Genomic DNA, 20,946 nt, shown 5'->3' with positions numbered 1-20,946 from the left:
ATAAACCGAAAGTTCGACGCTCACAAAACACCGAAAACTATCACATACCCAATTTGCTGAAGCGAGGCCAACTGGTCGCGACTCAGTACCCGAATTTCTTGACGACCATAGAGCATTGGAACCACCTGATCCCATCCCGAACTCAGCAGTGAAACGATGCATCGCCGATGGTAGTGTGGGGTTTCCCCATGTGAGAGTAGGTCATCGTCAAGATTAAATTCCAAAACCCCTGTTTGCTAACGCAAACAGGGGTTTTGTTTTGGGCGGTCGAAAAGCCGGCTGCCTCTGGGACTCTCGCTTAAATAACGTGCCGTTGGGGAAATCAATGCAAAGTGTTTCTGCATTTTTGGTATGGTGCAGCACATTTTCACAAGGACTGATCGTTACCCGCAGGAGGCGGCGTCGCTAATTTCCAACGAGATGCTGTAGAAATGCCTGAACCGATACCTATCAAAGATCACGAAAAAGAAAACCGCCTGGTCAACAAACGCTTGCTGGCCTGTGCACTGCTGGTGGTAGGCATCACCTGTGCCCTGGTGGGGCGTATGTATTTTCTGCAAGTGGTGCAGTACGACTACCACTCCACGATCTCGGAAAACAACCGGGTCCATGTACTGCCGATCACGCCAACTCGCGGCTTGATCTATGACCGTAATGGTGTAGTCCTGGCCGACAACCGTCCGAGTTACAACCTGACCATCACCCGTGAACGCACCACCGACCTTAAGGGTGAGCTGGACGCGATCGTCAATTTGCTGCATCTGCCTGCCGAAGACCGAGCCATGTTCGATAAGGCGCTTAAGCAGGCTCGTCACCCGTTTGTTCCGGTCACGTTGTTCTATGAGTTGAACGAAGAACAGATCGCTGTTTTGGCCGTCAACGAGTTCCGTCTACCAGGGGTGGACGTCGAGCCCCAGTTTGTCCGCCACTACCCGCTGGGTGCGCACTTTGCCCACTCCATCGGCTACGTCGGCCGCATCAATGAGAAAGAATCCAAGACCCTTGATTCCGTGGAGTACCGCGGTACCCAATCCATCGGTAAAACCGGGATCGAGCGTTTTTATGAGGCCGAGCTGCACGGCCATGTCGGTTATGAAGAGGTCGAGACCAACGCCCAGGGGCGCGTACTACGCGTGCTCAAGCACACCGATCCGATCCCTGGCAAAAACATCGTCCTGAGCCTCGACGTCAAGCTTCAGGAAGCCGCGGAAGAAGCCCTGGGCGACCGGCGTGGTTCGGTCGTGGCTCTGGACCCGCAAACCGGTGAAGTACTGGCCATGGTCAGCAAACCGAGTTTCGATCCGAACCTGTTCGTCACCGGCATCAGCTTCAAGGAATACGCCGCGCTGCACGATTCCATTGATCGGCCGCTGTTCAACCGCGTGCTACGTGGGCTCTATGCGCCGGGTTCAACCATTAAGCCGGAAGTTGCTATCGCGGGTCTCGACAGTGGCGTTGTCACCCCGCAAACCCGGGTGTTTGACCCTGGCTATTACCAGTTGCCGGACTTTGACCACAAATACCGCAATTGGAACCACAGTGGCGACGGTTGGGTAGACATGGACGCCGCCATCATGCGTTCCAACGACACTTACTTCTACGACCTGGCCCACAAGCTAGGCATCGATCGCCTGCACGACTACCTCGCCGAGTTCGGCCTTGGTCAGAAGGTGTCCCTGGACATGTTCGAAGAGTCCGCAGGTCTGATGCCATCCCAGGCCTGGAAGCGTGCGACCCGTCGCCAGCCCTGGTTCCCAGGCGAAACCGTCATCCTTGGCATCGGCCAGGGCTATATGCAAGTGACACCACTGCAACTGGCCCAAGCCACTGCATTGATCGCCAATAAAGGCATCTGGAACCGTCCGCACCTGGCCAAGACCATCAACGGCGTGCCTCCGGTGGATGAGAACCCGATGCCCAACGTGGTCTTAAAAGACCCGCGTGATTGGGAGCAGGTCAACCATGGTATGCAATTGGTGATGCACGACCCACGCGGTATCGCCCGGGCGGCAGCGCAAGGCGCCCAATACCGCATCGCCGGCAAGAGCGGCACCGCCCAGGTAGTGGCGATCAAGCAGGGTGAGCGCTACAACCGCAACAAGACGCTGGAGCGTCATCGCGATAACGCCTTGTTCGTCGGTTTTGCGCCGGCCGAACATCCGAAAATCGTGATTTCCGTCATGATTGAAAACGGTGAGGCCGGAGGCCGTGTGGCTGGGCCGGTTGTGCGGCAGATCATGGATGCCTGGTTGCTTGACCAGGAAGGTCATCTCAAGCCGCAGTATGCGACGCCAGCCAAAGCGCCAGGCGACCCACGCGTCTGACTCAGGCCTGCCACTCGTCCCAGCGCTCTAAGCCTTCATAGGCCAGCCATGGCACCTCATGGGCCATCCAGATATGCGAGGTGGGCCTGACGCCGGGATCATCGTCCAGCGTCGCCACCCGCACGATCACGTGGGGCTGATGCCCCCGTTCGGCAATCAGATGTGAGCCGCAGCGCGAGCAGAAGCGTCGGAGTTTCCCCGGCGAGGATTCAAAGGATGCCAAAAGCTCTTCACCGTGCGTCCAGCGAAAATGCTCGCGCATCACCCCGGCAGTGGCAACAAACGCAGCTGCGTGTGCCTTGCGACAGCTGTCGCAATGGCAGTGGCTGATGGGCATGTCCAGGCTGTCCACCTGATAGCGCACAGCTTTGCACAAGCAACTTCCATTCAATGGGTCAGTCATAACCTATGGCCAGGTCAAGGAGAGGGTCATCATCATCGCGCACAACGCAAGGTTGCGCATTGGTCGATGTCGCCTACTGTTCAAAGAAGGAGGTGACTCATGCACGTATTAGATCGAATCGAACGCAAAGTCCTGCTCAATGCATCGCGTAAACAAGTTTGGGAGGCTCTCACGGATGCCGAGCAATTTGGCAGCTGGTTCGGTATCGCGCTCAAGGGCAAAACCTTTGTAGCCGGGCAAACCATCGAAGCGCCAATTACTTACCCAGGCTACGAACATGTGGTCTGGAAGGCCAGGATCGAACGCGTCCTGCCGCAAACCCTGTTCTCTTTCTGGTGGCACCCCTTCGCGGTAGAGGAGGGCATCGACTACGACAACGAAACACCGACTCTGGTGGAGTTCACCATCGAGGATCACGCCCCCGGCATCCTGCTGCGGGTTGTCGAATCCGGTTTCGACCAGGTTCCCGAGGCACGGCGCCAGAAGGCGTTCAAGATGAACTCCCGTGGTTGGGATGAGCAGATGGGCAATATCGAAACCTATCTGAGCGAAACCCGACCAGTATGATGGTGGGCAAGGGGGCAGATCAGCCCCCCAACGTAATCACGTTCTAGAAATCAATCGACGCCGACAACTTCGCCACTCGCGGATCCCCCTGGCTCAGGAACCCGCCCTGGGCCGACTCCCAGTATTTCTCGTTGGCGACGTTCTCTACCGTGGCACCCAATGTCACCTCGCGCTTGTCCACGGCGAAGGTGTAGCGCGCACCCACGTCGAAGCGGTTCCAGGCCGGCAGGCTCAGGTTGTTGGCCGCGTCGGCGTACTGCCCGCCGGTGCGCAGCATACGCCCGCTGAGGCTTACGCCTTGCAGGCCGGGCACATCCCAATCCACCCCGGCGTTGAGCTGGAATGACGGTACGCCAATGGCACGGTTGCCGTCGTTGGCGCCGTTGAGGGTGCCCTTGAGTTCGGTTTTCATCAGGGTCACCCCGCCCAGCAAGCGCAGGCCGCTGACCGGTTCGCCGAATACGTTGAGCTCGACGCCCTTGTTGATCTGCTGACCTTCCCGCACGTAGCGGGCGGTGGTGGCGTCGATGGCCTCGGCATAACCCGCGCCGGGCTGCTCGATACGATATACACCCAGGGTCGCGCCATAGGTGCCCATGTCCACTTTGACACCCGCTTCGATCTGCTTGGACCGGGCAGGCGCATAAGCTTGCCCGCCACCGATGACCGTCAGGTTGCCTGATTTGAGCGGCGACGTCGGGCCCTGAGCCAGGCCTTCAATGCGGTTGGCATACAGAGATACGTGCTCCCACGGTTTGAACACAATGCCGTAGACCGGTGTGGTGATCGATTCGTCATAGTTGGCGGTGCGGGTACCGCTCATGTAGTTGTAACTCTGCACCACCATCTGCTGGCGACGTGCACCAACGGTCACTAACAGGCGGTCATCGAAGAACCCCAAGGTGTCGGATACCGCGACGCTACGCACGAATGTCTTGTCGGTGATGGTCGGATCGCTGAAGTCGGTACCTGGGGTATTGCGTGGGCTGTTGAGGGCCGGCGGCGCGCCGGTCACGGGGTTGTAGATATTGGTCAGGGTTTTTGCGCTGGCGAATACATAGGCGTTGCGCGCCTCGGTCCAGATGCCTGCCAGGCCGAAGTTGAGCCGATGGCTCACCGGGCCGGTGTGGAACTTGCCATTGAGGCCACCCATGGCACTGGTATTGTTTTCTTCGTGGGCGATAGTCGAGCCGCTGGCGCTGGCATTGCCGAGATTATCGCTCAAGGTCACTGACGAGTAGCGCCCCATTTCACGGCTGTGCTTGGCACCGGCTGCCGCGTAGGCGGTCCAGTTTTCATTCAGGTCATATTCGGCGCGCAGCATCCCCAAGGTGTCTTCAAGGTTGGTACTGCTCCAGCTTGGCGCGTAGTTGGTGTCTGCCGACGGCGCATCCGGCACCTGGGTGATGGTGCCAAGGAACACCGAGTTACGCCCACCGTTGATACGCTGCTTCTGATACACAAAATCACCGGACAGCCGCAAAGCATCGCCGCGGTAATCAAGGCCGACGGCAAACAGCTTCGAACGCTGGTTTTCATCATCAATCCCGGTATCGCCTTCGCGCTGGGACAGGTTGACCCGTGCGCCAAACCGGTTGTCTTCGCCGAAGCGCTGGCCAATATCCAAGTGTTCGCCAATCCGCCCATCACTGCTGATGTCGGTGCTGAAACGACGCAGTGGCACATCATCGGCTCGCTTGGGTTGCAGGTTCACGCCGCCACCAATCCCCGAGCCGGTGGGGGTGACGCCGTTGATAAAGGCGTTAGGGCCCTTGAATACCTCCACGCGCTCCAAGGCGTCAGTGGAAATGATCTGGCGCGGCAGGACACCGTACAAACCGTTATAGGACATGTCATCGCCATTCAACGGCAGGCCACGAATCATGAACGTCTGGGACTGGTTCGCATACCCCGAGGCCTGGCGCACGGAGGAGTCATTGAGCAACACGTCGCCGACGGTTTCCGCCTGCTGGTCGCGAATCAGCTTTTCGGTGTAGGAGGACATGCTGAAGGGCACATCCATGATGTCCTGGTTGCCCAGCACACCCAGTTGGCCGCCGCGTGCAACCTGGCCACCTGCAAACTCTGGTGGCAGAGCCGTGGGCGCAAGGGCTTGGACATTGATGTTGGTGGCGCCCAGTTCCAGCACGTTGTCTGAGGCCGCTGGGGCTGCCGCTTGTGCCGCAAGGCTCACGGAGCAGCAAAGGGCGAGCAGGGTCGGGCGAAATGGCGCAGCGAAAAGATTGCAGAGGGGCATGGTCGATCCAGGCGGCTAACTTATGAGGAAGGGGGCAGCGACGTTGCGCTTCCTCACTGCGCGGATACGACTCCGACGCAAATGATAGTGATTGTTATTAATGTCCTGCAACAAATTTATGCGATTGCGCTCTGCGTGCGCGTTAACCTGCCGCGTTTGTACAGATGCCGAGTAGAATCACGCCCTGAAAGCGATTCCTGAGGTGCGGTACGGTGGATTTACAGCAGGGTTTTGTCCTGACCCGGCATTGGCGCGATACCCCGTTAGGCACGGAGGTCAGTTTCTGGCTGGCCACCGACCACGGGCCTCGGTGTATTCGCCTACCCGTGCAAACCTCGGTGATGTTCATCCCCGAAGTCCATCGCAAGCCGCTCGATTGGCTGCTCAAGGGCGAGCGCGATCTGGAGTTGCGTGCGCTGCAACTGTGCGACTTCCACCATCGCCCGGTCCTGGGCCTCTATGCCCGCCAGCACCGCCAATTGATGGACATCGAAAAGCGCCTGCGCAGCGCCGGGGTCGATGTCTACGAAGGCGACGTGCGACCGCCCGAGCGTTACATGATGGAGCGTTTTATCACTGCCCCCGTATGGTTCGGCGGCACGCCCGACGCGAACGGCACCGTGCTCGACGCGCAGATGAAGCCCGCGCCCGACTACCGCCCGCGCTTGAAGTTGGTGTCCCTGGACATCGAAACCACCGCCCAGGGCGATCTGTATTCCATCGCGCTGGAAGGCTGCGGCGAGCGCCAGGTGTATATGCTCGGCCCGCCAAACAAAACCGATGCCGTGGACTTCAAGCTCGACTACTGCGACACCCGTGCGCAACTGCTCGAACGCCTCAACCAATGGCTGGCCACCTTTGATCCCGATGCGATCATCGGCTGGAATGTGGTGCAGTTCGACCTGCGCGTCCTGCATGAGCACGCCCAACGCCTGAACGTGCCGCTGTTGTTGGGGCGTGGCGGTGAAGCCATGACCTGGCGCGAGCACGGCAGCCGCAATCACTACTTCGCGGCAGCGGCGGGGCGCTTGATCATCGACGGGATCGAAGCGCTGCGCTCGGCGACCTGGAGCTTTGAATCCTTCAGCCTGGAAAACGTCGCACAAACCCTGCTCGGCGAAGGCAAGGACATTTCCACCCCGTACCAGCGCATGGACGAAATCAACCGCATGTTCGCCGAGGACAAGCCCGCCTTGGCGCGCTACAACCTCAAGGACTGTGAGCTGGTCACACGGATTTTTGAAAAGACCGAGTTACTCAAGTTCTTGCTGGAGCGTGCCAGCGTCACTGGCTTGCCGGCCGATCGTAACGGCGGTTCGGTCGCCGCCTTCACCCACTTGTACCTGCCGTTGATGCATCGCCAGGGTTTCGTCGCGCCGAACCTGGGCGACAAACCGCCCCAGGCCAGCCCTGGCGGGTTTGTCATGGACTCACGCCCGGGCCTCTACGAATCGGTGCTGGTGCTGGACTACAAAAGCCTTTACCCATCGATCATCCGCAGCTTCCTGATCGACCCGGTGGGCTTGATCGAAGGCCTCAAGCATCCCGACGACAGCGACTCGGTAGAGGGCTTTCGCGGCGCACGTTTCTCCCGCACCCGGCACTGCCTGCCGTCCATCGTCACTCGCGTATCCGAAGGTCGTGAAGAGGCCAAGCGCGAGCACAACGCACCGCTGTCCCAGGCCCTGAAAATCATCATGAATGCCTTCTACGGCGTGCTCGGCTCCAGTGGCTGTCGGTTTTTCGATACGCGGTTGGCGTCGTCGATCACCCTGCGGGGGCACCAGATCATGCGCCAGACCCGCGAGCTGGTGGAGGCCCAGGGTTATGAAGTGATCTACGGCGATACCGACTCTACCTTCGTCTGGCTCGGCAGCGCCCATTCTCCGCAGGATGCCAATCGCATCGGCCTGGCGCTGGTGCAGCACGTCAATGATTGGTGGCGCGTCCACCTGAGCACCGAGTATGGCCTGCGAAGTGCTTTGGAGCTGCAATACGAAACCCACTTCAGCCGCTTCCTGATGCCGACCATCCGTGGCGCGGAGGAGGGCAGCAAGAAGCGCTACGCCGGTTTGGTGATGCGCGACGATGGCAGCGAAGAGATGGTCTACAAAGGCCTGGAAACCGTGCGCAGCGATTGGTCGCCTCTGGCCCGGCAATTTCAGCAGGAACTCTACCGGCGCATCTTCCATCGCCAGCCCCATCAGGACTACATACGCGACTACGTGCGCCGTACCCTGAGCGGCGAATTCGACGAGTTGCTGATCTACCGCAAGCGCCTGCGCCGGCCCTTGCACGACTACGAACGCAACGTCCCGCCCCATGTGCGCGCGGCACGCCTGGCAGACGAGTACAACGACCGCCTGGGGCGCCCGCGCCAGTACCAGCGCGGTGGCTGGATCAGCTACGTGATCAGCGTCAACGGCCCCGAACCCTTGGAAGTGCGGCAAGCGCCCATCGACTACGACCACTATGTGACCCGGCAATTGCAGCCCGTTGCTGACGCGATCCTGCCGTTTGTGAATGATGACTTCGGTACCCTGGTGGGCGGGCAGATGGGGCTATTCTAGGCAATGGATCACACTGTCCCTATCGCCCATCGCTCAGGAGGCAACGCCCATGTACACACTTTATGGCACCGACGAATCCGGTTCCTGCATGATCGAAATCGCCCTGCAGCGCTGCGCCGTGCCGTGGCATCGCGTGGACGCCAGCTCCTGGCAGGACGGCGAGGGCAGCGACGCTCTTGCACGTATCAATCCACTCAAGCAGATCCCCACCCTGGTCACCCCCAATGGCCAGGTGCTGACCGAAAGCGCCGCTATCCTGATCCACCTGGGCCTGGAGTACCCCAAGTCCGAGTTGCTGGCCGGCGATCGTGCGCAGATCCTGCGCGGGCTGTTGTACATCGCCGCCAATTGCTATTCGGCGATCGGCATCATCGACTACCCGCAACGCTGGTTGGGTAATGCTGATGAGGTGCAGCAAGCGCAACTGGTCAGCGGCACACGGCGCTACCTGCACCAGGCCTGGGTCGTGTTTGCCGATCAGTTTGCCGACCAGCTGTTTACCCCGGGCAATGTGCCGAATGCACTGGGCATCATGGCGGCGGCGGTGTCGCGCTGGGATGACGCGCGCGAGGTGCTCGGCAACCTGGCGCCGGGCTTTGCGCAGAGCCTGGAGCGGGTAGACGCCGACCCTGTTGTGGCCCCGGTTTTTGCCCGGCATTGGCCGCAGTGGAAGGTCTCGTAACCGGAAGAAACAAAGCTCCGGCCACTGTCCAAGCCCTTGCGTCGCGGGCGTCCTGACCTACTCTTCTCAAAGTGATGTAGGAATCATCCTTGAATTTGACTGTCGCAGACATGAAACTCAAGAACCCTGCATGGAATTCAAAGGAGGTGCGCATGCTCATCCGGTCGCTGACCCTGGCTACCTTGATGGCTTTTACGGGGCCGTTGTTGGCCGCTGATGATAATCCGCTCAAGCAGGAGTTGGGTAAGACGCGCCCGCTGGTGGTCGTGGAGCTTGATGCTGGAAACCCGACACTGGCAACGCTGAAGAAACAACTGGAAGAGGCTGCCACCAAGCAGTCCTTCGAAGAGCGCAGCATGGTGTTCTACACCGTCAAGTTCGGTAGCATTGGCGCCGAAGGGGAGAAGTTCGCCAAGGACCCAAAGGACAGCAAAAAGCTCACGCCGCCTGAAACCAACGCGCTGATCCGTGCCCTCAAGCTCGGCGTCGGCAGCGGCACCAAGGTGATCCTGATCGGCAAGGATGGCGAGAAGAAACTGGAGAAGACCGTACCGCCGGATACCCTCGACCTGAAGGAATTTTTCAGCGCCATTGACCAGATGCCGATGGCCGAGAAAGAAGCGGCTGCTCCGGTTGTGCCAGAACCTGCGCCTGCGCCTGGCAAGAACGCTACCAAAGCGGGTAAGGCAACCAAGCCGGCTGCGCCTCAACAGCTGGATGACTGAGTCCGTGCAGGAGCTGGCTTACCAGCTCCTGCGCAGGCCGTTGCGGTGGTGGCTCCAGTTCACTGTTTCCACGGCTTGAACCACCCAGCCAACCCTCCCAATACCAGGGCCGCCGTCACGGTACTCAAGCCCAGTTGCCAGCCATCGTTTTGCAGTGGATGCAAGATGACGGCTGCAGAACCCAGTAATACCGCACTCAGCCCCCATTGCAGCGGCCAGCGCAGTTGCCCAAGCAATTGCTGGCGTTGCATCAGCAGCAGGTTGGTGACGATAACCCCGCCCAACGCCGCCAGGGCGATACCCGGCAAACCCAGAAAGTACGGCAGCAGCACCAACAGCAAAGCGTTGACCCCGCTGCCCAGCAATTCGCAGCGCAAGGGCAGGCGCGTGTCGCCGCTGGCATAGGCGTAGCGGGCGAGCATAGCGTTCCAGGCGCCGAACACCAATGGCGTCGCGAACCAGGCCAGCAGGGCGGGCAGTGGGCTGTCGGCGCTTTGGGCGGGCATCAGCAGATGAATCAGCACCGGGCTGGCGCCGATCAGGCCGAGGGCGGCCGGCAGGCTGAGCAGGGTCGCAGCATCCAGGCCTCGGCGCAGCAGGGCCAGGCGCTGCTGGCCTTGTTCGCCGCTCATCATGCCCAGCAGGACCTGGTTGAGGCTCATCAGGGCGATCAAGGGCAGATTGATCAGTTTGCGTGCAAGGTTGACCCACGTGACGGCACCTTCTCCCAGGTAACTGGCGATCAAGCGCTCGAGCAGCGCCAAACCCTGGCTGGCGACATTGCTGGCCAACAATGGTCCGATGCGCCCCAACAGTTCGCGGCCCGCCAGCTTGTCGCCAGTGACTTGCCACGGCCGCCAGCCGAAAGACCAGACCGGCGCCAGCAGCGGCAGGCACATCAATACACTGCCGGCAAAAAAGCTCATGGCCAGTTCGCCGCTGTCGCTTGCGCTGCCACGGATAAACAGGTACAGCACCGGCGGCAGGTTGAACAGCAAAGAGCCCAGCCCCGGCAGCACAAAACGCTGGCGTGCCTGCAAGGGAATACTGAACAACCCATGCATCACCAGGCCCGGCGCACAGGCCGCCAGCCAGCGCAAGTTAGCGGCGGCTTCGGCATGGGCTGCGGCGTCCAGGCCGGGGCCGATCAGGCGCACCCACAGCGGCGCGCCCAGCGCCAATACGGCAAACAGGGCCAGGCCTACTCCCAGCAGGCGTGGAGAAAGGCTGGCCAGCCAGGCTTGCTGGCGTTGTGGGTCGCGTTGTTGATAGAGGGGCAGGGCAGCCGCCGCAAGCAAGCCGGCGGCCAGGGTCATGCGCAACGCTTCGGGCAAAAACACCGCCACCAGAAACCCGTCGCTGCGGCTGCCCGCGCCCCAGGCCGCCACCAGCAGCCATTCGCGGGCAAAACCGGCGACCAGCCCGGCGAGGGTCGCGACGGTCAGCCAGAGCGTGCTGCCGAACATCAGTGGAACAGGGTGAACAGGCCCTTGCCACCCACCTTATAGTTCAGATCATGGCAACGTTCGCCCATGATTTTGGCCCCGGAACCGCCAATGATTTTGTAGGGGGCCACAGCCTTGGCCACCACGGTATTGGCGCTGATCACCGAACCATGACCCAGGTGCGTGCCGTAGCCGATCAACGCCCGGCTGCCGATCCACACATAGTCGTCGATGTAGATCGGCCCGGAAATCGACCAGAACTCCGGTGCCTGCAAATCATGACTGCCGGCGATGATCAGCACGTGGGAGGCAATCGCCACGTGGTTGCCGATCACCAGCCCGGCGCGGGCGTCTACCTGGCAATGCCAACCGATCACCGTATCGTCACCGACTCTCAAGTTGTGGATGCCCAACACTTCGGTGTTACGCCACAAGCTTGTGCCCTTGCCGATCTTCGCGCCGCCCAGGCGCAGCCAGGCAATGCGCACATGGTGGCTGGGGATCTTGTTGATCAAAATGTTGTAGGCCATGTCCCAGGCGTTGCGCCAGCGATCCTTGATCGTTGCCCAGTTTTTGCCATAGCGCGGCAACAGCTTGCCCGGCAGGTCCTGTTTCATACGGCGGAACAAAAGGCGGGCCACCGGGTGCTCAAGGGCGGGTTCCAGGTCGATGGAGTTTATCCAGAAGCGCTTGTTGTCGCCTTCGCCCTCTTCAAACACCACGTCGTTGGCCAGGCACCAGTCCAGCGCCTCTTCCAGGTCCGGCAGGCTCACGCCCAGTTCAGCGGCCAGTGTGGGGAGGCGATCGCGCAAATCGGTGGAGTGAATCATCCGGTGTTTCATGGTTGGTTATCCTTTGGCGCAATAGCAGCAACAGGGGCGGTAATGGAGGGGCGCAGACGCACCTGTTGCAGGCTCATGCCCATCAACAGCCAGAACAGCGCGATCAGTACAAAGGTGAAGCTGAAATAGTGGTCGAAAATCCCCGTCAACAGCGCTGCCATCACGCCGCAGATACACCCCAGCCACAGGGCGTTGTCGGCGGTGACCTTGCGCACCTGGCCCAGCGGCCGCACTTCACGCCACCACAACACCGTGACGGTGATAAACAACAGCATCCCCGGAATGCCGACCTTGTAGATGAAGTTCAGCCACAGGTTGGAGATGCCCAACAGGTTGGTGCCGGGTACGGGTGGGTCGATCTTGAAGCCGATCCCCAGGGGGTATGTCGACATGGCCTCGGGGAATCTTGCGTACTCGTCGAAGCGGATTTCGGTACTGGCGTTGGTGGACGAAAAGATAGTCAGCAAGCGCTCCTGCAACGGCGGATAGAACATCACCAGCGCAACCCCAAACGCCACGCCGATACCGATGATGCGCCCGCTGTTAGGTACGCGCTTATAGGTCAGCCAGATCAGCACCAGCGCCAGGGCCACGATGGCGCCACGGGAAATACTCAGCAGCAGGCCGGCGCAGCCCAGCACCGCCACCGCCAGGCCCAGCGCCCGGCGCCAGCCGCTGCGGGTCCAGCCGTAGAACAGCGCCAGGGGGATAAACAGCACCAGCACGCCACCCGTCAGGTTTGGGTGCACCCAGGGCGAGGCCATGCGCGTGTAGTTGGCGGAAAAAATATCCTTCACCGCTTCCGGGTGGGCGTACTTGAGGTCGGTAAGCACCTCGATCATCGACATGGCGTTGCGCGTTTTCAAAAACATGAAAATCGACAGCAACAGCATCGCCAGGTTGCCCAGCAGCAGGGCGACCACCACCTTGTCGCGGTCGGCGTCGGTGCGCAGCAGCAACGGCACGATAAACAGCAACGACAGGTTCATCAGCCAGCGTACCCAGTTCACCGGCCCGTTGCCTTCGGCATGGATGATGACCATGCCCCAGATAAACGGAATAGTGCTGAACAGCATCAACCACATCAGCGCGCGCTCGGTCGGACGCCACAGGATCAAGCCGCGGGTCTTGCCGATAAACGATTGCCAGAACACCCCGACCCAGGTCAGCCCCAACACGGCTTCGCTGATGGTGGTGCGGATCCCCAGTTCCAATGTGGTGTAGGGAATGCTGGTGGCCAACACCGCGAAAATCAGCAAGCCCCACAGGGGAAAGCGGATCAGGGTCAAGGCCACACCCGCGCCGGCCACGACCAGCAAGGCCTTGATCGGCGACAGGGCCAACAGCAAAATGCCGAAGACCAGGCCCAGGAGCAGACTGATGAGTTTTCCTGGCAGCATTAGCGGTCCAATTCCTTGAGCAAAGTATCCAGGCGCGAGCGATAGGCCGGTTCGGCAAATTGCCGGGCCCAGGCGCGCTGCGTTTCGGCGTCTGCCTTGTCGCCCGCGGTTGCCAGTTGCTGCATGACGTTCTGCAATTGCCTGGCATCGTGTGGGTCGAAGCGCGGGGCGCCGGGCGGCGCGACTTCATCCAGGGCGGAACCGCGTGCCACCGCCACCGGCGTGCCGACACTCAAGGCTTCCACCACCGGCAGGCCAAAGCCTTCGGCATAAGACGGCTGCCATAGGCAGTCGGTATGACGGTAGAGGGCTTGCAGTTGGCCGTCGGATAAACCGCTGCACCAATGCAGGCCCGGCAGTTCGCCAAGGGCGGACGGTACATCGCTGGCATGGCCCACCAGCACCAGGTCCGGCACCTCAGGGTTCGCCGCACGGCAGGCCTGCCATTGGCGCAGGAAAAATGCCATGTTCTTGCGCGGCTCCCGTGTGCCCACCACCAGCCAGTAACGCGCCGGCAGGTTGTCTGGCAGCGGTTCTGGCGCTGCATTCAATTCGGGCACCAGGTTGCTCAACACCCGGAACTTGGCCCGGGCCCAGGGGAATACGCGGGCGGCTTCGTTGCAGGAAAACTGCGAAGGGCACCACACCCGGTCAGCCTGCCACACCGACCAGGCAATCGAGGCGCTGTCGATCAAGCGATAGGCCAGGGCCTTGAGCCTGGAGCGATGGAAGTTACGCTGAGTCAGCTGAAACAGATCATGCAGCACCAGGACATAACGGGTGCCGGCGGGTTTGCGGCACAGCGGCAAGCCCATATTGGCCGTGGCGATGTGCAGGTCGATCTGTTGCTCGTGCAAGGCTCTGGGCAAAAATTTGCGCTCGAACCGCAAGCGTACCTGCGGCCGTTGCAGGCCATCCAGCGGGCTGGCCCACGGTGGGCAAATGGCGTTCTGGCGTTGCGGGTGGTCCAGGGGCGCCTCAGTGAACAGCACCACCTCGGTGTTGCCCCGTGCGCGCAGGGCATCTTCCAGCGCCAGGACCTGGCGGGCGATGCCCGACGAGGGCGCAACCGTGGCGGGGCGATAGTCCAGGGCTACGCGCATGGCTGAGACTCCTTAGAGGCGATCAAGGTGCGGTAGATGTGCTCCAGTTCGTCACCGGCCACCGCCCAGTCGTGGTAATGCCGCGCATAATCGCGTGCCGCATCGGCCAGTTGCCGGGCCAGCAGCGGCTGATCCAGCAGACGCACGATGGCATCGGCCAGGGCCTCGGCGCTTTCGCCCGCGAGGTAATGCGCCTGGGATTGCACCGCCAAACCGGAAACACCCTGGGCCGTGCTGACCAGCGGCAAGCCGGCGGCCATTGCCTCCAGCACCTTGAGCTTGGAGCCGCCGCCATGGCGCAACGCGGCGACAAAACCGGCGCAGCGCCGTTGCAGGGCGCACAGATCAGGAACAAACCCCAGCCACTCGACACGTTCATCAGGCCAACGGTCGCGCCAGTGTTCGGGCAAGCCGTAACCGGCCACTGCCAGGCGCGCGTTCGGACACTGCAGCCAGACCCGGGGGAATATCTCCTCAAGCAACCACTGCACAGCGTCCAGGTTCGGTGCGTATTCGTAATTGCCGACAAACAACAAACGCTGGCTCTGCGCATCGGCACTGACCTGGGCGAAGGCACGGCTGTCGACGCCATTGACTACCACGCTTACCGGCGTTGCAGTCAACGGCCGCATGGCCTGGGCGTCCGCGTCGGTCACCGCGATCACATGGGCGGCGGCATCGAACGCCTTGCGCTCCCATTGCCGGCAGCGCCATTGGTCGTACTGCACGAACGGCGCAGCCCACTTGGGGAAACGGTCATAAGTGGCGCCGCCCAGGCTTGACTCCAGGTTGTGCTCGGTCAGCACAAACTCGCGCTGGCGCTGCTGCAAGGTGCGCAGAAACGGTTGCAGGCTGTAGCTGTGTTCCACTTGAATCACGTCCCAGCGCTCGTTCAACAGTTGCGCAAATTGGGCCTGCAACGGTGCCGACAGGCCATTGACCGTGGTCAACAGCGGCCACGGTGCGAATACACCTGCGAGCAGGGTCATCGGGTGTTTCAGTGGCCGGCGCGGCACCACGATCAGGCGTTCGAGCAACGGTTCAAGGGCTGCGTGCACCGCGTCATCGGCCGGTGTCTTCGATTGCGCCAGCAGCGTGATGCGATGCCCGCGCTCACTCAAGGTGCGCAGCAAATGATACTGCCGGGTCTTGCCGCCGCTGGTGGTCGGCCACGGCAGATAGGGCACAATCCATAGGATTCTCATGTACAGCTCTCCATGCCCGGGGCTACCACACCAGTATCTGCAAACTCGGCTTCACCGCTGGGCGAATACCGTTGTCGTCGTTCAGGGGCTGCCGGGCTCCGGTCAGCGGGTCCAGCAGTTCTGCGTGTTTGATGTCCGGCAGGCTGATGCTGTTGCCTTTGGCACTCCAGTACATCAACAAGTGTTTTCCGTCAGGCCGAGTCCAGGCCACGCTGTAGAAACTGTCCGGCACATCCTCAAGCTTGGGCGTGGTGCCGGGTTTAAGGGAGGGGCCGGTGATCTCAAGGAAGCGGGCGAGGGCGGTGTAGACCGGCTTGGGTTCGCCGTCCAGGTTCAGCAGGCCGTAATGCTGGTCGCGTGGCGAGGCGCGTTGGTCGAGGTCGGACAGCGCGAACAGGAAAATCTTCTGATAGTCCTGGGACGCCATCAACGCCAGGCGGCGCAAGGTGTAGTCGGCCTGCCCGTCGATACCGATCAGGTCCTGCATCTCCTTGGGGCCGGCATAGCTGGACCAGCCCCACTCGGTAGCCCATACGTTCTTGATCCCGGCGCTGTGCAGCATGGTATTGAGTTGATCGCCGCGCAGCAGCACTTCGTTCTTGCCCGGTTCATCGGTTTCCGGGGTCATCGAATAAGGGTGATAGGCCGCGACCATGTCCAGGTTTTGCACGCCCAGTGCGCCGAGCGCTTCGAACATCAGGGTTTTGCCCCGCGGCGGCATCTGGCTGTAGTACGCCATGCCGCCCATGACCTGCAGTTTGCCGGGCGCAGCAATATTCAACGCCTGGTGACTGGCCAATAACAATTGCCCGTACTCCTTGGCGTTGACTTTGGGGCGCCAGTTGTTCGGCAGGTTCTGCTCGTTCCACACCTGCCAGGCATCAATATTGGGGTAGCGCTTGGCCAGGAGTGCCAGGCGCAGCGCGTAGATTTCGGGGTCCCGCGGGCGATACTGGTCCTGGAACTGCGCGCCCTTGGGGGCGGTGGTGATAAAGGGCGCCGAGCCCACCAGGTAAAACACCGAGCGGATTTTTTCAGCGCTCAGGGTGCGGTCCAGTTCATCGAAGGTGCTGAGTTGATAACCGTCTTCTGTGGGCTCCAGGCGATCCCAGTGCAGGTCGACCCGCACCCATTGCAACCCAAGTTTCTTGTATTGCTTGATCTGCTGGCGGTACTGCTCGGGCGTGAACCACAGAAAGTGCGCGTTCACGCCAAGGAAGTCCTTCCATACCACAGTGCGCTCCGGGGCCAGATTCACCGGCTGCGCATCGACTTTTTCACTCGACAGCAGGGCGCCACCCACGGCGATTGCCAGCACCAGCGGCAGATAGCGCCACATCGGGCGAACAGATGAAATATTCATCGCAACGGCTCCTCACAAGCATCCCGAAATAATTCGGCAAAACGTTGGGCCGTGGTGGCCCACTGGCGTTGGTGGCCGATTTCCGCTGCCCGGGCAGCCCATTGCCGGGCCTGCTGCGGGTCGAGGATCAAGCGGTTCAAGGCGTTGCTCAAGGAATCGATATCGCCCTGCTGATAGGTGATGCCATTGCCGCCGGCCACCTCTTCAGCAAAGGCACGCGCATTGGAGGTGATCACCCCGCGCCCGCAGGCATTGGCCCACGACAGCGCGCCACTGGTGCCACGCATCTGTCCCAGGAAACCGAGTTTTTTCGATTCGCGGTAGGGCAGCACCATCACATGGTGCGCCTGGATCGTAGCGGCGATCTGCGCCGATGGCAGGTCCAGCTGCCAGTCCACCACATCCTCCAGGTGCAGCGCGCTGATCTGTTGGCGCAGGCCGTCGAGGTAGTTGCCGGCCGGGTCGAAGGTCATTTCCGGGGCGGTGCCGCCGGCCAGGGTCAGGCGTACCTGGCCTCGGCATTGCGGGTGAGCGGCCAGTGACTGGGCCAGGGCCTGGAGCAGATCTTCAATGCCCTTGCCGCGATAGATAAAGCCGAAATACAACAGACGCAGCGGCGCAAGCGGCGGCAAGTCCTGGGGCGCGATGGGCAGGTTGCCGTGAGCAATCACCGCCACTTGCTGCGGGCGCAGGCCCATGCGTTGGCGCAGGCAGTCGCCTCCCTGGCGGGTGAGGGTGATCAGCCGGCGCATACCTTTGGCCAGGCGTCGTTCTTCGTGCAAGGTCAGCGGGTCGGCCAGCAGCGCCGCCGCCTGGGGCAGCGGGTGGGGCAGGCGTTCGAGCAGGGTCAAGGGGAAAAACAGCTTGGCCCGGCGCCAGATCAAGCGCTCCGGGTCATGCACCGTGGCGGTCAACGGCAGTTGTGGGTGTGCCCGACGCAGGTAGTCAAGCGCCTGGAACTCACCGAAGCGCCCACCTCCCAATTCGGCATGGACCAGGTCCACACCGTGCCAGTCAAAGGCTTGCAAGCGCCGCAACTGTTCAGCCAGGTCCTGGCAACCCGCGAGGGGGGTCACCACTTCAAGGCCCAGTTCGATCAACGCGTTGCGCAAATGCGCGGCGTAATCGGCGATCCCGGTCTGCTCCGGCGGCAGAGGTGCCAGCAATGCAATACGCATCAGGCCTCACCGCGCCAGCTGTTGATTCGCGCCAGGACCTTGGCCGGTACTTCGAAGCGGCGGCGGTTGAGGATCATGCCATCGACTTTGCCGAACGCGGTGGTCAGCAGCGACACCGCGTTTTCGATGGTCGGTACGGTACTGGTGCGGGCTTCGATCACCAGCACGATCTGGTCGGCACGGCGTAGCGTCAAAAAGGCCTGCGGGTTGGACGACAAGGCCGAGGCGTCCAGCAACAGCACTTCACCCGCCGTGGGCGCGTTCGCCCCGTCGACCGAGACGCGGTGGCCACGCTCTTCCAGCAGGCGCTTGAGCTGCTCGATGATAAACGTCACGCCCTCGCCATGCCGCGCCGAGGTCAGGCCCAGGGCAAAGCCTTCACTGGCGATGCGCTCCAGGGGCAGCAGGCTGTACAGGCGATAGAGGCTGGCGGTGACGGCGGCCGGCGTGGCGTCTTGCACGTCGGGGATGCTGCTCCACAGCGGCACCTGGAACATCTCCTGCAAGCGGGTGCCATCGTGGATGCGTTGGTCCAGCAGGTACAGCACATAAATGGTCAAAAAGCCCACGGCTACGCCGGCGGGAATGGCGAACAACAGAATCAGCAGGCTTTTGGGAAACACACGTGACGGGTTCAGGGTGGCGTGTTCGATCAGCGCGATGTTGCTGATCTGGCTGTTGTCCAGTTCGTGGTCGATACGCGCCTGTTCAAGATTGTCCGAGTACAAGGCGTAGCTTTTTTCGGCGGCGCGCAGTTGTTGGCTCAGCTTGTTGAGTTCCGGCTCATCGGTCATCGCCTTGTCACGCTGGTCACGCAGTTCGGCGAGGGTCTTGTCGTAGTTCTCGATCTCCCCGGCCAGTTTGCGCTCTTGCAATTGTGCGTCGATCACTTGCTGCTTAACGTTGATCACCAAGCTGTTGGGCGCAGTGTTTTGCGAGCGTTCCAGGCGCGTGGCTTCCTGAGCGCTGAGGGCTTCGATGTCGCGGATGTTCTGCTCGATCTGATTGACCTGCGGCGTGCCCGGCAGGTAGGTGCGCAACAGGCGTGCGCGTTCCACTTGCAGCGCATTGAGCTGGCGCTTGAGGTCCAGTTGGGTGGGGTTGAGGCTGGTTTCGCGCATCGTCACCACGTCTGCCGGCTGGCTCTTGATCTGCTGGCTGGCGTTGGCCAGGAGGCTGCGAATGCCCGAGATCTGGTTTTGTGCGCTGACCTTGGCGTCGGTGACACGGTCGATCTGACTGGTGAGGTTCTTCAGGCGCGCATCGACACTGATCGAATCGATCTGCTTCAAACGGCCTTGTAGTTGGTCCTTCAGGCTTTGGATATTTTCCGCCACCTTGGCGCGTTCGGTTTCGTAGAAGGTATGCAGGCTCTTGCGCCCGAGAATCCGCGCACGTTCCTCAAGGTAGGCGTTGACCCATTCCTCGACGATTTTTTGCGCCACCGCCGGGTCGTCCCAGGTGAAGGAAATCTCGATCACTGAAGAACCCGGCTCGTGACCGGCTTTGAAGTTCTTCTCCAGCGAGGTCGCCAGGCGCTCCAGCGGGCTTTGCTTCTCGGCAAGGCCTACGAACTGCAGCACGCTGCGCACGCCGTTGATGACTTCGCCAAGGCCCTTCTTGATGTAGAACTTGGTGACCTTCCAGAAGCCCTGCGGCGGCTCGGAGGTCATCGCCATATAGCGCTCGGCAACGATATGCACGATGGGCCGGCCCGTGAGCATTTTTTCTTCGTCGACAATCGGGTCGTGCTGGGTGCTCGGGGCAATCAGCGTCTGGCGGTTGGCGGCTTCGATCGGCAAGGTGGTGTTGTCCCGCCCCGGCTTGACCAGCAAGCGCGCGTCGGACTCGTAGCGAGCCGGCAACAGGAAGGCACCCAGCACCGCGACGACGATCGTGGTGATCACTGCCAGTTTGAATTCGCGGCGGTAGATGAAAAACAGCCGCAGCAGGTCGCGAAGAGAGCGGATTTCGATCACAGGATCACTCCATTGCATATGGGGTTTACGAAAGACGGGAACGCTTGGTTCGAGTGATACGACGCCCGCTTCATAATCCTTGGCCTGCGTTGATGGTTGGGTTGTTGTAGATGGTATTGCCGCTGTTTTTCACGTCGCTCTTGTTCAGGTCGTAATTCAAGCCAATGCCAATGCCCTTGTTGATCGGAAACAGCTTGGTGAAGTACATATCCACGGCCTCCACCGTCGCGCCGATGCCCGACTGCGGCACGAAGATCAAATCGCCGCGCTGCAACGCCACCCGCGGGTGATTGGGGTTGGTCAACATGCTCTCCAGGCTGATGAAGTACGTCCTGTACTTGCCATCTGGCCCGGTGCGCAGCAAGGCCACGTTGGAGGCATCCGCCGAGGGCAATACGCCACCGGAACTGAGCAGTGCCTGCTCGACGCTGACGTTGCCGGCCAGGTCGAAAAACGCCGGGTTAGACACCGCACCGCCGATAAACACCTTGTTGCTCGGTGCGCTGGCGATGTTCACCGTCACCGCGGGTTCGCGGTAGATGCGCTTGTACTTCTCGGTGATTTCCTTGCCCAGGTCTTCGGGCGTGCGCAGGGCGGCCTTGACCCGGCCAATATTGGGTACCGAGATCACGCCGTCGGGGCGCACGACGAATACGGTCATGTCATCGGCCGCCGCCGGTTCCTGGGCGTCGCGCACGATCCGCAGCGAGTCGCCGGTCTGGATCAGCACCTGGGGTGGTGGCAGGTCGGCCAGGGTCAGCGCCGCTTGATGGCCGGCCTTGAGCGTATTGTTGTCAGGAAGCGGCACCCGCGCGGGGGTCGAACAGCCCGCCAGCCAGATTGAGGCACTCAAGAGGCTGAGCAGGGTAAGACGGGAACGTCGGTTGGTAGTCTTCATGACGG

General features: G+C 61.3%; 16 protein-coding genes and 1 rRNA gene. 6 read left to right on the top strand and 11 right to left on the bottom strand.

Annotated elements, in window-relative coordinates; genetic code table 11:
- Positions 1-97 precede the first annotated feature (97 nt).
- Both rrf and mrdA read left to right on the top strand, forming a co-directional pair.
- Positions 98-213, top strand: a 5S ribosomal RNA gene (gene rrf / locus JH25_RS22535).
- 218 nt (positions 214-431) lie between these two features.
- On the top strand, positions 432-2,324 hold the full coding sequence (mrdA, locus tag JH25_RS22540; protein WP_005786773.1) for a penicillin-binding protein 2: 1,893 nt from the start codon (positions 432-434) through the stop codon (positions 2,322-2,324).
- Position 2,325: 1 nt separating this feature from the next.
- On the opposite strand, the gene JH25_RS22545 is transcribed toward mrdA, so the two are convergent.
- The gene (locus JH25_RS22545; RefSeq protein ID WP_032876924.1) at positions 2,326-2,727 is read right to left on the bottom strand and encodes a GFA family protein; all 402 of its coding nucleotides are present in this window, start codon (positions 2,725-2,727) and stop codon (positions 2,326-2,328) included.
- A gap of 99 nt (positions 2,728-2,826) precedes the next feature.
- Here JH25_RS22545 and JH25_RS22550 point away from each other — a divergent pair, with 99 nt between their 5' ends.
- A complete protein-coding gene (locus tag JH25_RS22550) occupies positions 2,827-3,294 on the top strand; it encodes an SRPBCC family protein (RefSeq protein ID WP_032876921.1) in 468 nt (155 codons plus the stop codon).
- Between the two features lie 43 nt (positions 3,295-3,337).
- Here JH25_RS22550 and JH25_RS22555 read toward each other — a convergent pair whose 3' ends face one another.
- Positions 3,338-5,551, bottom strand: a complete 2,214-nt coding sequence (locus JH25_RS22555) for a TonB-dependent receptor (RefSeq protein WP_032876919.1) — start codon at positions 5,549-5,551, stop codon at positions 3,338-3,340.
- A gap of 212 nt (positions 5,552-5,763) precedes the next feature.
- On the opposite strand from JH25_RS22555, the gene JH25_RS22560 reads away from it, so the two are divergent.
- From JH25_RS22560 to JH25_RS22570, 3 genes are all read left to right on the top strand, one after another.
- Entirely contained in the window at positions 5,764-8,121 is a 2,358-nt protein-coding gene (locus tag JH25_RS22560) for a DNA polymerase II (protein WP_032876916.1), read from the top strand.
- A gap of 49 nt (positions 8,122-8,170) precedes the next feature.
- Positions 8,171-8,803 (top strand): glutathione S-transferase family protein, encoded by a 633-nt coding sequence (locus JH25_RS22565; protein WP_032876914.1) that lies wholly within the window; start codon positions 8,171-8,173, stop codon positions 8,801-8,803.
- A gap of 152 nt (positions 8,804-8,955) precedes the next feature.
- On the top strand, positions 8,956-9,528 hold the full coding sequence (locus JH25_RS22570) for a DUF4174 domain-containing protein (protein ID WP_032876911.1): 573 nt from the start codon (positions 8,956-8,958) through the stop codon (positions 9,526-9,528).
- A 59-nt stretch (positions 9,529-9,587) separates the two neighbouring features.
- Here the strand turns inward: JH25_RS22570 and JH25_RS22575 are convergent, their stop codons facing one another.
- The 9 genes from JH25_RS22575 to JH25_RS22615 form a co-directional block, all read right to left on the bottom strand.
- Entirely contained in the window at positions 9,588-10,994 is a 1,407-nt protein-coding gene (locus JH25_RS22575; protein WP_032876909.1) for a lipid II flippase MurJ, read from the bottom strand.
- Complete coding sequence (locus JH25_RS22580; protein ID WP_005786788.1) at positions 10,994-11,815, bottom strand: acyltransferase; 822 nt, start codon at positions 11,813-11,815, stop codon at positions 10,994-10,996. Before JH25_RS22580 ends, JH25_RS22575 begins: the two co-directional genes overlap by 1 nt.
- Entirely contained in the window at positions 11,812-13,215 is a 1,404-nt protein-coding gene (locus JH25_RS22585) for an O-antigen ligase family protein (protein WP_005786790.1), read from the bottom strand. Before JH25_RS22585 ends, JH25_RS22580 begins: the two co-directional genes overlap by 4 nt.
- Positions 13,215-14,318, bottom strand: coding sequence for a glycosyltransferase family 4 protein (locus tag JH25_RS22590; protein ID WP_032876906.1), 1,104 nt, complete (start codon positions 14,316-14,318; stop codon positions 13,215-13,217). The genes JH25_RS22585 and JH25_RS22590 overlap by 1 nt, the downstream gene beginning before the upstream one ends.
- The gene (locus JH25_RS22595) at positions 14,309-15,523 is read right to left on the bottom strand and encodes a glycosyltransferase family 4 protein (RefSeq protein WP_032876904.1); all 1,215 of its coding nucleotides are present in this window, start codon (positions 15,521-15,523) and stop codon (positions 14,309-14,311) included. The genes JH25_RS22590 and JH25_RS22595 overlap by 10 nt, the downstream gene beginning before the upstream one ends.
- A 22-nt stretch (positions 15,524-15,545) precedes the next feature.
- Positions 15,546-16,886, bottom strand: a complete 1,341-nt coding sequence (locus JH25_RS22600; RefSeq protein ID WP_032876902.1) for a beta-xylosidase — start codon at positions 16,884-16,886, stop codon at positions 15,546-15,548.
- Positions 16,883-18,064, bottom strand: coding sequence for a glycosyltransferase (locus JH25_RS22605; RefSeq protein WP_032876900.1), 1,182 nt, complete (start codon positions 18,062-18,064; stop codon positions 16,883-16,885). The genes JH25_RS22600 and JH25_RS22605 overlap by 4 nt, the downstream gene beginning before the upstream one ends.
- Complete coding sequence (locus JH25_RS22610) at positions 18,064-20,043, bottom strand: GumC family protein (RefSeq protein ID WP_032876897.1); 1,980 nt, start codon at positions 20,041-20,043, stop codon at positions 18,064-18,066. The genes JH25_RS22605 and JH25_RS22610 overlap by 1 nt, the downstream gene beginning before the upstream one ends.
- Positions 20,044-20,113: 70 nt before the next feature.
- Positions 20,114-20,941 (bottom strand): polysaccharide biosynthesis/export family protein, encoded by an 828-nt coding sequence (locus tag JH25_RS22615; RefSeq protein ID WP_032876894.1) that lies wholly within the window; start codon positions 20,939-20,941, stop codon positions 20,114-20,116.
- Positions 20,942-20,946 lie beyond the last annotated feature (5 nt).

Origin of the sequence: Pseudomonas sp. BRG-100, from assembly GCF_000737955.1 — a bacterium.
GTDB classification, from domain to species: domain Bacteria; phylum Pseudomonadota; class Gammaproteobacteria; order Pseudomonadales; family Pseudomonadaceae; genus Aquipseudomonas; species Aquipseudomonas synxantha_A.
This window is presented reverse-complemented; position numbering and strand designations above follow the sequence as displayed.